13 protein-coding genes are annotated in these 14785 nt (G+C 46.7%); 9 read left to right on the forward strand and 4 right to left on the reverse strand.

The genetic code is table 11. The annotated features are described in order from the left end of the window. Window positions 1-213: 213 nt before the first annotated feature. The 3 genes from dut to carA form a co-directional block, all read right to left on the reverse strand. The gene (dut, locus tag ANPL_RS01665; protein WP_169193070.1) at window positions 214-654 is read right to left on the reverse strand and encodes a dUTP diphosphatase; all 441 of its coding nucleotides are present in this window, start codon (window positions 652-654) and stop codon (window positions 214-216) included. 153 nt (window positions 655-807) lie between these two features. After that, the gene (gene ispH / locus ANPL_RS01670) at window positions 808-1758 is read right to left on the reverse strand and encodes a 4-hydroxy-3-methylbut-2-enyl diphosphate reductase (protein WP_169193609.1); all 951 of its coding nucleotides are present in this window, start codon (window positions 1756-1758) and stop codon (window positions 808-810) included. Window positions 1759-2597: 839 nt separating this feature from the next. After that, on the reverse strand, window positions 2598-3725 hold the full coding sequence (gene carA / locus ANPL_RS01675) for a glutamine-hydrolyzing carbamoyl-phosphate synthase small subunit (protein WP_236822872.1): 1128 nt from the start codon (window positions 3723-3725) through the stop codon (window positions 2598-2600). A gap of 278 nt (window positions 3726-4003) precedes the next feature. On the opposite strand from carA, the gene gpmI reads away from it, so the two are divergent. Next, complete coding sequence (gene gpmI / locus ANPL_RS01680; RefSeq protein ID WP_169193071.1) at window positions 4004-5497, forward strand: 2,3-bisphosphoglycerate-independent phosphoglycerate mutase; 1494 nt, start codon at window positions 4004-4006, stop codon at window positions 5495-5497. A 232-nt stretch (window positions 5498-5729) separates the two neighbouring features. Here the strand turns inward: gpmI and der are convergent, their stop codons facing one another. Continuing rightward, a complete protein-coding gene (gene der / locus ANPL_RS01685; protein ID WP_169193072.1) occupies window positions 5730-7058 on the reverse strand; it encodes a ribosome biogenesis GTPase Der in 1329 nt (442 codons plus the stop codon). Window positions 7059-7291: 233 nt separating this feature from the next. On the opposite strand from der, the gene ANPL_RS01690 reads away from it, so the two are divergent. The 8 genes from ANPL_RS01690 to ANPL_RS01725 all read left to right on the forward strand — a co-directional run bounded on the left by ANPL_RS01690 (window position 7292) and on the right by ANPL_RS01725 (window position 14755). Further along, entirely contained in the window at window positions 7292-8506 is a 1215-nt protein-coding gene (locus ANPL_RS01690) for a PQQ-binding-like beta-propeller repeat protein (protein ID WP_169193073.1), read from the forward strand. A gap of 8 nt (window positions 8507-8514) precedes the next feature. Next, window positions 8515-9924, forward strand: coding sequence for a dihydrolipoyl dehydrogenase (lpdA, locus tag ANPL_RS01695; protein WP_169193074.1), 1410 nt, complete (start codon window positions 8515-8517; stop codon window positions 9922-9924). A gap of 27 nt (window positions 9925-9951) precedes the next feature. Beyond that, window positions 9952-11031 carry an efflux RND transporter periplasmic adaptor subunit gene (locus tag ANPL_RS01700; protein WP_169193075.1) on the forward strand — a complete coding sequence of 360 codons (1080 nt, stop codon included), beginning with the start codon at window positions 9952-9954 and terminating at the stop codon, window positions 11029-11031. A gap of 75 nt (window positions 11032-11106) precedes the next feature. Further along, complete coding sequence (gene infA / locus ANPL_RS01705; RefSeq protein WP_169193611.1) at window positions 11107-11352, forward strand: translation initiation factor IF-1; 246 nt, start codon at window positions 11107-11109, stop codon at window positions 11350-11352. Window positions 11353-11363: 11 nt separating this feature from the next. Then, a complete protein-coding gene (locus tag ANPL_RS01710; RefSeq protein ID WP_169193076.1) occupies window positions 11364-11954 on the forward strand; it encodes a Maf family nucleotide pyrophosphatase in 591 nt (196 codons plus the stop codon). Between the two features lie 136 nt (window positions 11955-12090). Then, entirely contained in the window at window positions 12091-12969 is an 879-nt protein-coding gene (gene rpsB, locus ANPL_RS01715; RefSeq protein WP_169193077.1) for a 30S ribosomal protein S2, read from the forward strand. 29 nt (window positions 12970-12998) lie between these two features. After that, window positions 12999-13880 carry a translation elongation factor Ts gene (gene tsf, locus ANPL_RS01720; protein ID WP_169193078.1) on the forward strand — a complete coding sequence of 294 codons (882 nt, stop codon included), beginning with the start codon at window positions 12999-13001 and terminating at the stop codon, window positions 13878-13880. A gap of 80 nt (window positions 13881-13960) precedes the next feature. Further along, the gene (locus ANPL_RS01725; protein WP_169193079.1) at window positions 13961-14755 is read left to right on the forward strand and encodes a metal ABC transporter permease; all 795 of its coding nucleotides are present in this window, start codon (window positions 13961-13963) and stop codon (window positions 14753-14755) included. Window positions 14756-14785 lie beyond the last annotated feature (30 nt).

The following is a 14785-nucleotide window of genomic DNA, read 5'->3' on the forward strand; positions in this document are numbered from 1 at the left end:
CAGTGCAAAACAACATGTCGAGGCGTGTTCACTCGCTGTTTTTTTCTTAATATGCAGTAGTGTTTTAGCAAGCTGAGTAATTACAAATAGTGGTGTCTCTTACTGACTCGAGGCAGTGCAGGTCACCTACACGATAGCACAAGCCCCGTCTACCTTCAGTTTTTTGTGAAATACAAGCGTCTAGCACTGCGAACCGATAGACCGGTCAAAACCCTACGTTCCCGTTGAACCAAACCCGCCCGAGCCGCGTGCGGTAGCTGTTATGTTAGTAGTTTCTTCCCAAGTGATGCGGGTAACAGGAGCGATCACAAGTTGTGCGATTCTGTCGCCGCGGTTCACCACATAGTCAGCTTGCCCCAGATTAACTAGAATTACTACAATTTCACCGCGGTAATCAGCATCTATCGTGCCAGGCGCGTTCAAAACTATGACTCCAGCTTTCGCAGCCATGCCAGACCTTGATCTTACCTGTGCTTCGTATTCATCAGGCAGTTCAACGGCTATGCCCGTCGGAATCAGGCTTCTGTCTCCCGGCTTGATAGTAACGCCATCAGAAAGTGCAGCGTACAGGTCCAACCCCGCGCTCTGTAGAGTCGCATAAGAAGGCAACGGAAGCCCAACTCCCCACTCAAGCCTCTTTATTCCTACCTTCATGTCAGTCCGAGTAAACCTTGTGGGGTGTAGGTTAGCTTTCTTTTTTTAATAAATCAAGAGATATCCGCGGGTACGTGTCGCGCACAGTAAATGCACCGAATTGTTCCGTGCAGCGGGGCAGAAGCTGCTATGTATATCTACGCATAGGTGAAATTAAGCTCTGGGGAGTGCCGATAAGGCTTCAGGCAGTGCAGGTAACTTGAATACTACGCTCTCTTTTACGCCGTCCATGACCGAGATGCGCACATTCATATTCGCACCTAGGTAATCCAGCAGGTTTTTTATGACGAAATCCGGTGCTGAGGCGCCAGCGGTGATTCCCACTCTTTTAACATCGCAGAACCAGCTTAAATCCACGTCTTCGTGGGATCCTACCAGAAAGGAGCGGCCGTTGTGTAGCTTAGCGAGGTCCAAAAGCCTGTTTGTGTTGGAGCTGTTTTTTCCCCCAACTACCAATACCATGTCAGTTTCGTTAGCTAGCTTTCTTACAGCATTTTGGCGATTCTGTGTTGCATAGCAGATGTCTCTCAAGTCAGGACCCACTATTGAAGGGAATCTTGCCTTCAAGGCTTCTACAATCACTAGGGTATCATCCATGCTCAAAGTAGTTTGTGTTGTGTATGCAAGCTTGTTAGGATCATCTACTTCGAGGTGAGCAACATCCTCCACATCTTGTACCAGAAGAACCTTCTCCTCAATCTGTCCCATACTCCCGACGACTTCTCTGTGGCCCCTATGACCGATCAAGATCATCTGATAGCCCCGAGTGTGGTACCTATGCATCTCTAAATGCACTTTTGTTACTAATGGGCACGTTGCGTCTATGACGAGCAGCCCCTTGTTTTCAGCATCAGCACGAACCTGTTTTGCCACTCCGTGCGCACTAAACACTAGTACCGCACCTGCAGGGACTTCACTTAAGGAATCGACAAACCGCACGTTTTTCTTTTTGAAAGTTTCAACGATATGGTTGTTATGAACGATCTCATGCAGGACGTATACCTGGTTATGGTCCGCGTATTTCTCGACTGCCATTTCCAGTATCTTCACTGCACGTTCAACCCCCGCGCAAAAACCGCGAGGCTGAGCCAGAATAACCTCGATAAGTTCGCCCATTTACCCCCTACATCGTCGCGAGAAACTGATGGCCCGCAATAGCTAGTTCCACAACACCCAATAAAGAACAAGCAGTGGATATTAACAGTAGCTCAATGACAACCCTGCTCAGGTTGAAAACTGCGTGCACGGATAGTCAGTGTGTAATACGTCACATAATATGGCAAGTACAATCCTGATAGTTGCAGCTGCTGCAAGGAGTAACGTTTGTGTAGTAGTTATTGTACTTAGTTTTTAATAGGTATTAGAGATGCAAAAACTATGACCTTGCGAAGTAGAATGGATTTACTAAAGTTAAGCACGCTGTGCTATTAAGGTGCCTGGATCTGTGGATTAAAGGGTGCTTGTATTACATAGAATCCAAGTTGGTCGATCAGTTGAGGAGTACTGTGGATACAGTCTGCAATGTGCTTTGATATAAGCATTAAACTATGATTGGAGAATTTGCAGGTGTGAATATTTCCTAAATTTAGGCTAATCCGCAATTTACCAGGTTAATATTAAAGCGGTTCTAGAACACTATGTGTTAACGGAATATAAGTCGTGTCGGTCATTTAGGGTATTGCGGAACAGTCTGTAGTGTAACAGTGTGTTTTAGTCTAGGCGTGAGACCATACTTGGAAAATTTGCAAGAGTGAATATGACCTAAGCTTGCTTCCAGATAGTACTACCGAGTGAGCTAAAGTGGACATAGTGCGTTGTATTGGTAGAATCTAAGTTATAAAGTGTTGTCTGCGCAATCCGTAGCCGCATCAGAGAGTGCTTATAATACAAAAATCTCAACATAGAGCCGCGCTTGTGTTTACCAATGGTAATGCGTTCTCAGCCTATGCTAATCCACAATTTATCAGGTTGGCAAAGTCTTGAAATATATAGTGAGAGTCTTGGGGCCCTGGGCAGCCTTCTGGGTGGTATTGAACAGACCTTACTGGGTAATCTGTCAGCTTGATTCCCTCAATTGTGTCATCAAACAGTGATTTATGGGTCACCACAACATTCGCCGGTAGGGTTTGTCCATCCACGGCATAACCGTGATTTTGGCTTGTAACCTCTACAGTTCCGGTCTCTATATTATATACCGGATGGTTGCTGCCCCTATGCCCGTGATGCATTTTGATTGTTTTTGCACCCAAAGCTAGTGCCAAAAGTTGATGTCCCAGGCATATCCCCAGCGTCGGAATGCCCGAATCCAGCAGTACTCTGAGCTGTGTTAATACATGTGATTCCAGATCTGATGGGTCCCCCGGGCCGTTGGAAATTACTATGCCTTTGGGGTTAAGCGACAGAACGCGAGTGGCAAAATCGTCAATCCCCGCCACAACACTGACAGCACAGCCCATCCTTGTGAGTGCATTCAGTATACCTTGCTTGGCTCCTAGATCTATAACACATACCTCTGCACCGCGGGTCGACACTTGATGATCAGCTAGATGCGGCAGAGCAGTAGCAAGTGTTTTGGCTGTATAGGCACGCGCTATGTGTTGTAATGCCAGCAAATCAACCGTGTTGCGATTCTCAAAATGGTGGACTATTCCAGGCTGTGTACCATGCTCGCGTAGGTGCATTGTTAGCGCTCTGGTGTCTACACCGGATATTCCAGTGAGTCCATTGGCTTTTATCCAAGATTCTAGATCGGTTTTGGAAGACACATGAGATGCACATGACATCTCTCGCACAATGATCCCCTTGGCCAGCACTCTACTACACTCAAAATCTTTGTCGTTAATGCCCACATTGCCTATATGCGGAAATGTGAATGTCACTATTTGATCTGCAAAGGAGGGGTCTGTGATCGTGTACTGGTACCCGGTGAGTCCCGTAATAAAGCACACTTCACCTACGCTGTCGGTCCTATTTCCAAGGGATCTGCCAAAAAAATGTCTTCCATCGGCAAGAACTACGACTGCGTTGTGATAGCAATTTGTCATACTTATGGAAAAGTCAAACTCCGGCATTGTACCAGAGCAGTAACAATATTAATAGAGATATTATGGGACATTGCGTTGATATGCGCAAAACACACAGTGCATATTGAGTGTTGAACACTCTAGCTCAGTATGTAAGTGCCGTCAGTTTTAAGCCACAAATGCTAAGGTAGGGTTGGTGCCATTCCAGCGCTTTGCTACGCGTCAAGCAGGCACAGGTCCGGCAAAATCGTAGCGTGTTATTCTTGTTTACTAGCGCGTGGGACATATGTAGAATTGCCGCATTTGGCTATGGTCTCTGAATACGTATGTTTGGGAGTAATGTTGTGCTCTGTATACTTGATGGATGGGGCAACGGAAGTGGTGGCATGTATGATGCAATTCACGGGGCGCATAAGCCATTTTGGGACTCAATAGTTTCACGGTGTCCGAGGAGTAGCCTGTATGCGAGTGGTGATGATGTTGGTCTTCCTCCCGGGCAGGTAGGAAATTCAGAGGTTGGGCACATAAGCATAGGGTGTGGCCGGGTTGTCCTGCAGGATTTATTGAGGATCAATCAGGAGATAGATGAAGTTCACAGCAATCCTGAACTGCTGAAGTTCGTTGATAATCTCAAGAATAGTAAAGGTGCCTGTCACGTTGTGGGATTGCTTTCTGATGGTGGGGTGCATTCTATGCAGGCACACATGGAGAAGCTAATTTCTGTTGTTTCGGGGTTTGGCATCAGGGTATATGTGCATGCTATTCTTGATGGTAGAGACGTTTTACCATCTTCAGCCAAGAAGTACGTGAATCAACTCGAGGCGAGCATTGCCTCACTCGACGCGGTAGTGGGGACTGTGGGTGGTCGGTATTATGCGATGGACAGGGACAATCGCCTGGATAGGACATGTAAAGCTTATGATGCTTTGGCATATGCGAAGGGGCCCAGGTGTGAAAATGCGTTAGAAGTTGTGGAAAACAGCTACAGTAAAGGGGTAACGGATGAATTTATAGTCCCGACCGTTGTGGGTGACTACAGCGGTGTAAGTGTAGAGGATGGCGTTTTGTTTATCAATTTCAGAAACGACAGAGTTTTGCAGTTGTTAAGCATGCTTCTGCATAGAATGCCCGAAGTAAAGAACGTTTTGGGTATGAGGCAGTACTCCTCTAAGATCCTGATCCCGAGCCTTTTCCCGCCCCGAGACATACAGTGGTCTCTTGGAGAAGTGGTAGCTGCGCAAGGCTTGAAGCAGCTTCGCATAGCGGAGACGGAAAAATTCGCACATGTTACGTTTTTCTTTAATGGGGGTAGGGAAGATCGCTTTGTTGGCGAAGATCGCGTGATAATTCCTTCTCCTGATGTGAGCACATATGACTTAAAGCCGGAGATGTCGGCTATAGATGTTACGGATACCCTGGTGGGTAGAATACGTTCGGCGAAATATTCGCTGATCGTGGTCAATTATGCCAACGCTGACATGGTGGGGCACACTGGGAACATGGAGGCTACAAAGAGGGCGGTCACGGTTGTGGATTCTTGCTTGCAAAGAGTTTATGATGCTGCATCCGATATAGGGGCTACAATGTTAATCACCGCAGACCACGGCAATGCAGAGAAGATGTTCGACGTCAACGAAGGTGCTCCCTTCACCTCGCATACGGAGAGTACGGTACCGTTTGTTGTTTGCAACATGCAGCGAGAAATAAGTCTAGCTGATGGCAGGCTTTGTGACATAGCCCCTACCATTCTGGAGATTATGAAGATTGCGCAGCCCCCAGAAATGACAGGACGTTCTTTGCTTCGACCGTCTAGCCTGTGAGGGGTGAGCAGGGCTGTTGAGATTTCGACTAGGGCTTGTTTTCCGCATGCTCATGATGGTGACACTTGTTGATGTGGCATGTGGATGAACGTAAATTTGGCATATGGCAGGCTCGTGATCCGGTCCCTACCATTTTGGAGATTATCAAAACTGCGCAAACTCTGTAGGTTATGAGCATTCTCTGCTGAAGGCACCAGTCCATCTGCATGTATTGCTTGTACTGTTGTTATTGTCAGTTTTTTGCCTTTGTGTACGGATTTTCTCCCTTCCTGAATATCATCCTGATAGGTACTCCCTGCAGGGAGAAATGGGTTAGAAAGCTGTTTTTGAGATATGACTTGTATGAACTTTCAATTTCATGTCCGGGGGTGTTAGTTGCGACAACAAAGGTTGGTGGCAGCACGCTTACTTGGGAAATATACTTCAGTTTTACTTTCCTGCAGTTTTGTACGTGTGGAGGATGGTGTTCAACAGCTGTTCGCAGCCACTTATTGAGTCTGGGGGTGCTTATATGAGTGCTAGAAGATTCATAGAGTCTTATCGCTTTATCTAGTACCTTATCGCATCCGATGTTTTTTAACGCTGAGATTTTCATAATGGGAACATCAAAATCTACTCTGCTGTGAAGGCAAATGGCCTTTAAGATTTCCTCCTCTGTGGCTTTGTCGCTTATTAAGTCAGCCTTGTTTAGCGCTACAACAACGCTTTTGCCGTCTCTTATTGCGGTGCCGGCTATGGACAGGTCTTGCTGGGTTATTCCCTGTAAAAAATCTACCATCAGTATGACCACGCATGATTTTGAGAGTGCATGAATAGCGGATTTAGTGGAAAGTTTTTCCATGTCTTCGGTCACTTTTGTGCGCTTTCGTAGTCCCGCGGTGTCAGTAATGAGTAGTTTTATGCCTTTATGATTATACTCTGTGCTTATCGAGTCACGCGTTGTTCCCGCTGCGTCGTCAGTGATCACTCGGTCTTCGCCAAGAACACAGTTGAGAAATGTGGATTTACCCACATTAGGTTGCCCCATTATAGATATTGGTATGGAATTGTCTCTGCTTTTTTGGACGGGGGTTTGTTCCAGAAATGGTGCTATAGCATCGTATAGGTACTGCATCCCTAAATTATGTTCCGCAGATATGTGCACCGGGCCGATAAACTCCAGATATTCCATGGTATCTACAGGAAAGTCATTTTTGCTGCTTTCACACTTGTTTACTAGGAGGACAATTGGCTTTTCTGTTGCCTTACGTAGCCACTTTCCCAGTGCAATATTGTTATCGGTGGTAGATGTCTTGATGTCTATAACGAAAAAAATAACATCAGATTGTGCGACAGCAAGTTGCACCTGCTTGGTTACCAAAGACTGTATGCCCGTGCCTTCGGCTACCCCTCCAGTATCAATTACTGTAAATTTCAGGCCACAAAAATTAGCCGGTGCTTCCTTGCGATCCCTAGTGACGTGAGCAATGTTGCTCACTATAGCGGATTTACTCTTAGTAAGGCGGTTGAATAAGGTAGACTTACCCACGTTAGGCAACCCCACTATAGCCACTTTTTGCATACTGACACCAATGTCCGATGATTAGAACTAAGGATTATACTTGCCAATACGCAAAGTGTTAAGAGTCCATTGCCCGATCAAGTGGCCATTGGGAGATATTCCATAAGGTTCTCGGTATGGTAAGACCGCGCTGTAATCACCGTCCATAGGTAATCTATCTTCCTGGGTTTTGTGTGGTTTAAACGGGCGTGTATAGTAAATATAGGTTGATTTTTTGTGGCAGTTGTCGGATCATGAACCGGGTCCTTTTGTACGTTGTGGTTAAAATGCACTTACTTGCGGCTGTATTCCTGTTTCTTGCTTTTTTCTTTGGTAGTGTTGGGGTGTTCAATGAAGAGGCTAGCGCTGCCGTTGTGCATGGCAGAGGTCGAGGACTTCAAAGTTTCTCGGTGTTGCCATCTGGTGGAGAGCAAACCTTTACCAAATTCAGGGTACTGAAGGGGGTGTCCTCCAGTTCCAGGGTTGCCCCTGTTGAGGCTGGGAGTGTGGTAGTTACTTTGGATGATAATGGAAGGCTAACAGCTTTCGATAACGATAGTGGAAAAATCTTGTGGTATGTGGCGCTTGCAGGTGGTCAGCGCTCGCTCTACTCTGCAAGTTTGCTCTACTCCCAGGGAACGGTCTTATGTGCCATAGACAATTTCCTGTACGGTCTTGACCCAAGCACCGGGAAGATAAAGTGGAAGAGCACTTTGCGTAGTTTTTTGAGTGGTGAGCTGGTTCTGGTTAATGAAGGCGATTCTGTAGCCGCTCTTACGATTGATAGCTATCTGTATGTGTTTGATGTAGAAACCGGTGGTTTGTTATGGCACCATGAGGAGCCGGGAGTTGAGGTTCGTGTAAGTGGTGCTTTGTCAGTTGCTTACCTGTCACGCAATGGTCAGGATGCGGTTTTTGTGTTGTTTCCCGATGGAAAGGCTAAGCGACTAGATTCCCGCAGCGGGGATGTTTTATGGGAGAGTGCTGTGGGGGAGTACAATCAAGGTTCTGTGGGTGATGTTCGAATCGCTCCGGTTGTCGTGGGTGACTTTGTTTTTGCGGCAGACGGTGAGGGTTCGCTGGTGTGTTTGAGTGCAAACACTGGTGAATTTATCTGGTCACAAGGAATTGGGGTGCGCGGAATCTCCAAGGTGGACGAAAAGACGGTGTTTGTAATCACAGCTGATTCACAGCTTGTCGCTTTAGATGCTGAGAGTCGCGTGCAGCTGTGGAGTTTGACCCTGCAAGAGATAGGGAAGAAACGGTGGTCATGGAATGCTCCGGTGATGGCTAATGGAAAACTTTGGGTTTTGGGTAGTAACGGGGATCTCTTGGGCGTCAGTGCCCTCTCTGGTGCGGTGGAAGAGATGTATAAACTGGAGGCTGGTCATTTTTATAAACCACCGGTTTTGATTGGTGGCTCTTTATACGCAACTGCGGGAAGAGATGGGTTGGTGGTTGTTTCGTAGGTGTGTTTATGAGTAGCTGTTACTACGATGTTGCGGTTATAGGAGCTGGGCCAGGGGGGTACAAGTGTTCGGTGAAATCCGCAAGGCTCGGTCTGAAGACGGTATGTATCGATAAGAACTCTCAGTGTGGTGGAACCTGCCTTAGAGAAGGGTGCATACCTTCGAAAGCGCTGCTTGAATATTCATACAAGTACTATTCGGCGAAGAATCTTTTTCCTGGATTTGGGGTCTCGGCCAAGAGCGTGACTTTTGATCTCGAGAAGATGTTTGAGGCTAGAGATAAGGAGATATCTGCATTGAGTGCGGGGATAGAGGGTCTTTTCTCTTCTGCTGGGGTGCGTAGGCTCTGTGGTATGGCGAAGGTTGTCGGCAAGGAAGGCGAGAATTTTGTTGTTTCTGTGAATGCGCAAGATGGGAGTCAGTTAGAAAAGGTTCTTGCTAAGAACGTTGTTCTCGCCGTGGGGTCTCATCCTGTATCCCTGCCTGGTGTAGATGTTGATGGTGCGTCGGTGCTGTTTTCGGATGCCGCGCTGAATATGGAAGTGCCCGGGGAGCTACTAGTTATTGGTGGTGGGGTTATCGGCTTGGAAATGTCTTCCATATGGGGCAGGTTAGGAGCTAGGGTGACCGTGGTGGAATATGGTGGTCGCATTGCTGCGAGCTTTGATTCGGAAGTTAGTAAGTTACTGAAGAAGGTGTTGGAGAAGCAGGGCATAGTCTTCGAGCTATCGCAGAAGGTAGTGTCAGTGGCCAAGAGGGGATCTCGTGTTGCGGTGAGTTATGAGGCGCTTTCTGATGGTAAGCGCACAGATGTTGAGGTGGATAAAGTATTAGTTGCTGTTGGTCGCAAGCCCAGTGTTGAGGGTGTTGTTGAGTTAGGAGAGTTACAGTTAGATGAGAGAGGGTTTATCCAAGTGGATGGCAGATATGAGACTAATATAAAGGGTATTTTTGCCATAGGTGATGTTATTGGTGGGGCCATGCTTGCACACAAAGCTGAAATGGAAGGAATCACCGTCGCTGAGCTGATGTCAGGAAGGGGCTTGCGTGTTGATTATGGAGTAATCCCATCGGTAATATACACACACCCTGCGGCTTCTGCGGTGGGAATGAGTGAGGACTATTTAAAGTCTGTTAACCACAGTTATAAGGTTGGAAAGAGCAGCTTTGCCGCTAATGGGAGGGCCAGAGTCGCTGGTGAGAGTGAAGGCTTTGTAAAGGTAGTTGTCTGTAAGGAAACGGGAGTGATTCTTGGGGTTCACATTGTGGGAGCGCATGCCGATACCATGATAAATGAGGCAGCAGTAGCGTTGGGCTACAGAGCTACAGCGGAAGATATCTGTCGTATTTGTCATTCACATCCAGATGTTAATGAGGCTTTCAGGGATGCATGCGAAATTGCGTGCGGCAAGCACTAGTGGTATGGGGGAGCATTTTCATTGTTCATGGGTTTGCAGTTAAAATACAGAATAGCGCTGTTGTTGATTTGTGGATGTTTGGCGTGGCTCATTAGCGGGCTGTTTGTGCCTGATGGGGAGCGTAACAGGGATACCATCTTTGGGACTGCTGATGTGGGGTCGTCTATTGCTCTGCAGGAGCTTGGTGCAGAAGAAAGGACAGTGGTGCGGGTTTTGCCTGCTGGAGTATATGCCTCTCAATCAGTGGATGTAGCCGCGCAGGCTGGTGGAAAGGTAGAAGAGGTTTTTCTCGAAAGTGGCAGCTTTGCGGAAAAGGATCAGGTAATTTTGAAACTTGAAGAACGTGAGAGGCTTGAGGCGCTGGAGTACGCCAAGGAGTTGCTGGAGCAAAGAAGGCAGGAGTACGACGCGGCTGAAAGCTTAGGATTTACGGGGCATAGCACTCAAATGCAAGAGCAAGCGGCACTTGTTAGTCTTAAAGCTGCAGAGGTCGGCTACAAAAATGCATTGCTTGCATACAGGAATAGCGCAATAAGGGCTCCTTTTAGTGGTATCATCGACAGGATTATGTCGCAGGTTGGTTCTATGGTTGCAGAGGGTCAACCAGTGGTGAGGATATCGAATTTTGATAAGCTAAAAGTGGTTACTTATGTTTCCGAGCGCGATATATCGCATGTAAATCCTGGTGACGAGGTCAAAGTTATTCTGAATCAGGGCGTGATATTGGCGGGAGATGTTTGTTTTGTTGGCAGAGTAGCAACTCCGGAAACTATGTCATACAGGGTGGAGGCGTTGCTGGACAACGAAGAAGGTGGAATCTTTGCTTCAGACGGGATGAATGCGAGTGTTGAGTTAGCTCTCAAAAAGGTGAGGTCCTACAAAATTCCCGCCTCCTCTCTTAGTATAACAGATACAGGGGCGGTTGGTATAAAGGTGCTCGCTAGCGGTGGGGTGGTCAGTTTTGTGGATGCTGAGATAGTAGACGATGACAGTGAAGGTAACGTTTGGGTTACGGGAGATTTTGTCCGCGAAGACCGGATAACGCTAGTCATGCGAGGACATGAGTATGTCACGGATGGTATGAAAATCCCAAATCATGGCACGTAGCTATACCTTTAAACTAATTGCAATGGTTATGGGTATATCTTACAATGTCGGCCATGTCGTTTTTGTTGGTGAATGGTGAAAATTAAGGAGGGAGTTGCAAGGATAGAAGGTGTTGTCACGAAGTTGCTCAGGGATGCTGTGTTTATAGTGAAGCTGAACGATGGCTACGAGATAATGGCACACGCTTCTGGAAGAATACGGAAGAGCAAGATACGTATTCTGATGCATGATAAAGTAATAGTTGAAGTTAGTTCTTACGGCGTCAATAAAGAGGGGCTGGGTAAGGGAAGGGTGGTCAGTAGGCTCAGAAATAAAGACTAATGGGTATTGTGGTGAGGAAGATAGATGAGTTAGTGCTGGCGTCATCTTCTGAGTACCGTCTTCGTTTGTTAGGGCAGATAGGCATTGTTCCCGGGGAAGTGGTATCCCCTGATATTGATGAGTCCGTCAACGGGGGTGAAGCACCCCGTGTTTATACGGCGCGTGTTGCTAGAGAGAAATCGCTCGCAGTACATTCGCAGAGATCTGATAAGTTCGTGTTAGGTGCAGATACCGCTGCATATTGTGGCACCAGGATTATGTTGAAGACATATGACAGAGAGCAAGTCGCTGAGTATATGGAGATGATATCTGGGCGGCGTCATAGGGTTTGTACGACGGTTTGTTTGTGCACTCCATCGGGTGAGTTGCATACACGCAGCGTTGAGAGTGTGGTCAAATTCAAGCGTCTTTCAGCAAGTGAAATCAGTTATTACATAGACTCTGATGAGTGGCAAGGGAAGGCTGGGGGATATAGCATACAGGGTTTGGCTGCCACCTTAATTTCGTGGATGCAGGGGTCTTATTCTTCGATAGTCGGGCTCCCACTGCATGAGACGTATTGCCTATTGAGTAGGTATTTCAATTTGACACATATTCCTTGATCAGGCGCAAGTCGCCTGATAGTATCGGGTGGGTCGTGTTTCATGATCTACTATTTCGCACACAGCTGCACGATGGTCCTGCTTAGTTGTAGGTTGTGCTGTGGAGGTTTAACTGTTGTGATTTTTGGAGTTATCTATGGGTAATATACCTGAATTTAGTGTCCGCGATCTTATAGAAGCGGGTATCCACCTTGGGCATAAAGCAGGTCGTTGGAATCCTGCTATGGCGCCTTACATATACGGCGTTCATAAACATAAAGATATTCACATAATAGATTTGAGAAAAACTGCTGCTCTTCTAAAGAACGCATTGAACGTTCTATATGATGTGGTACACAAGCGGGGAAGGGTTCTCTTTGTTGGCACCAAGGTGCAGGCTTCTAATATCGTTGCTGAGGAAGCAGCGCGTTGTGGACAGTATTATGTTAACCACAGGTGGCTTGGTGGGACGCTTACTAACTGGGAGACGGTTTCTTCTTCCATAAGGCGTTTGTTGGAATTTGAGAAGTTGTTAAGTGATTCCGATGCGCGTTACACAAAGAAAGAGCTGCTTATGTTCGGTAAGCAGCGTGACAAGCTTGAAAGATCTCTAGGTGGGATCCGTGAAATGGGAGGATTGCCTCACGTTTTGTTTGTGATAGATGTTAACAAGGAGCACATTGCTATTCAGGAAGCAAATAAGCTTAAAATTCCCGTAGTAGCTATTCTAGACACAAATTCCGATCCACGAGGCGTAGATTATCCAATTCCTGGTAATGATGACTCTATAAGGTCTATAGATTTCTTCTGTAGGGCGGTGTCTAACACGATATTAGAGGCAATCAGATCTGATTTGATGAATTCTGGCATTAGTGTTGTGGCGGCTGGCAAGAAAGATAAAGAGGCGGTCAGCGAGGTTAGTGCGGAAGATGAGAAAAAAGACCTTGATGCCAAGGACTATTCGGATATCGAGGGTGCTCTTACCGCTGAAACATCTATGGATGCAGTTGCTGACGGCGATGCTGCTCCGTGTTGATATGTCTCCTTTTATTTTAGGTAGTATGAATGAAAATTGATGTGGAAGTTATCAAAGAGCTACGGCAGATTTCTGGTGCAGGTCTTGGTGACTGCAAAGAAGCCCTTGAAGCTTGTTTGGGGGATATTGATAAGGCCAAGGAGTATTTGAGAGAGAAGGGGCTTTCCAAGGCTTATAAGAAGGCGAACAGAGATGTTGCCGAAGGGCTTGTGGCCATGGTTTCAGAAGGTTCTTGTGGGGCTCTTGTCAAGCTAGGTTGCGAAACCGACTTTGTGGCGCGCAATGAAAGATTTTGTGATCTTGCTTTATGTTTGGCCAAGTGTCTTCACGGTTATGGGGAAGAAAATCTTGACGGTTTTTTAGCTTCTAAGTGTGTTGGTAGTGAGTCAGGCCTGAGCGTAAAAGATGAGGTGATAGCTGCTGCGGCAGTTCTGGGGGAGAATGTTGTTGTGGGAGGCGTTGAGCTTTTGCGCCTCACAGGCCCAGGAGTGGTTGGTAGTTATGTTCATGGTATGGTCAGGGATGGTCTAGGCAAGGCTGCAGCGCTGGTTGCGCTGGAGTCAACTGTGAAGGATCTGGAAGGCATTGCTGGTTTCGCGAAGCAGTTAGCTATGCATGTTGTTGCCGCTAAGCCAGAGGCTCTGTCTGTGGAAACGCTGGATCCCGCAGTGGTGGAGCGCGAAATGGCGATAGTTGCAAAGCAAGTAGAAGCCTTGGGAAAACCTGCTGCAGTGACTCAGAAGATCGTTGATGGGAGGATGCAGAAGTTCTACGAGGATATGGTGCTGCTTGAGCAGGTGTTTGTTATCGACAATCAGACTAGAATCCGTGATCTGATACAGCAGAAAAGTCAGAGTTTAGGAGGAGAAATCCGGTTAATTGGTTACAAACTGCTTTCTGTTGGAGGATAGGATCCTTAATACTTGCGGCCGTGGGGCGCTGTTGAAAACACAGCGTACCCGCTGCCTATTCTTCTCTGTTGTGGGTTTACATGCTTGATATTCTCTCTGAGAGCTTCTTCATAAACGGGGTTTGCGCCATACTAATAGCAAGCATTGTCACGGCTCCCTTAGGTTCCATTATGGTGTGGAATCGCTTATCTTATATGGGGGACAGCATTGCGCATTCCTCCTTGTTAGGAGTGGGTATAGCTGCCATTCTACATATAAACGCGTCTTTTACGGTATTGCTTGTTGCTCTCTTGCTTGCAGTGGTTATCTCCTTCGTAATGGACAAAATTCATTCTATTGACGCTGTGCTCAACATTATGACGAGCGTCGTTATGTCCTTAGGAATGATTTTGCTGTCGTTCATGCCGTTATCGGGAGAGCGGATAATGCATTCGCTTTTCGGTGATATATTGATGATCAGTAATGGCGACCTCCTGCGAATGCTCTGTACATCACTAATAGGCGTTTGCGTGACGGTATGTAGGTGGAAATACTGGGTTTCCGTATCAATAAGTAAAGATCTGTTTTTGTCTACGGGGATTAGTCCCAGGCGAATCAAGATGGAGATTTTGATCATGTCGGCATTGGCTGTGGTGCTGTTTTCGCGGTCAGTGGGAATATTATTAATTACCTCGTTTTTGATCATTCCAGCATCGGCGGCTAGATTGCTTTCCAAAACCCCAATGCAGATGGTTTTAGTATCGGTTGCTCTTTCTATAATATCTGGGTTTTTGGGGTTGGTTCTTTCAGTGAGATTTGATACGTTTCCCGGCCCCATGACTATTGTCACTTCATTCCTGTTACTGGTTCTGGCGCACATTCTGACCAAAAAGTAAGTCTTCATAAGTAGTGTTAATTTAGTGAGG

The organism is Anaplasma platys (assembly GCF_012790675.1).
Taxonomy (GTDB): domain Bacteria; phylum Pseudomonadota; class Alphaproteobacteria; order Rickettsiales; family Anaplasmataceae; genus Anaplasma; species Anaplasma platys.

Excerpts from the sequence above, each read along its gene's own strand:
- dut (WP_169193070.1), bottom strand. The coding sequence starts at position 654 with ATGAAGGTAGGAATAAAGAGGCTTGAGTGGGGAGTTGGGCTTCCGTTG.
- carA (WP_236822872.1), bottom strand. The coding sequence starts at position 3,725 with ATGCCGGAGTTTGACTTTTCCATAAGTATGACAAATTGCTATCACAAC.
- gpmI (WP_169193071.1), top strand. The coding sequence starts at position 4,004 with ATGTTTGGGAGTAATGTTGTGCTCTGTATACTTGATGGATGGGGCAAC.
- der (WP_169193072.1), bottom strand. The coding sequence starts at position 7,058 with ATGCAAAAAGTGGCTATAGTGGGGTTGCCTAACGTGGGTAAGTCTACC.
- ANPL_RS01690 (WP_169193073.1), top strand. The coding sequence starts at position 7,292 with ATGAACCGGGTCCTTTTGTACGTTGTGGTTAAAATGCACTTACTTGCG.
- lpdA (WP_169193074.1), top strand. The coding sequence starts at position 8,515 with ATGAGTAGCTGTTACTACGATGTTGCGGTTATAGGAGCTGGGCCAGGG.
- ANPL_RS01700 (WP_169193075.1), top strand. The coding sequence starts at position 9,952 with ATGGGTTTGCAGTTAAAATACAGAATAGCGCTGTTGTTGATTTGTGGA.
- rpsB (WP_169193077.1), top strand. The coding sequence starts at position 12,091 with ATGGGTAATATACCTGAATTTAGTGTCCGCGATCTTATAGAAGCGGGT.
- tsf (WP_169193078.1), top strand. The coding sequence starts at position 12,999 with ATGAAAATTGATGTGGAAGTTATCAAAGAGCTACGGCAGATTTCTGGT.
- ANPL_RS01725 (WP_169193079.1), top strand. The coding sequence starts at position 13,961 with ATGCTTGATATTCTCTCTGAGAGCTTCTTCATAAACGGGGTTTGCGCC.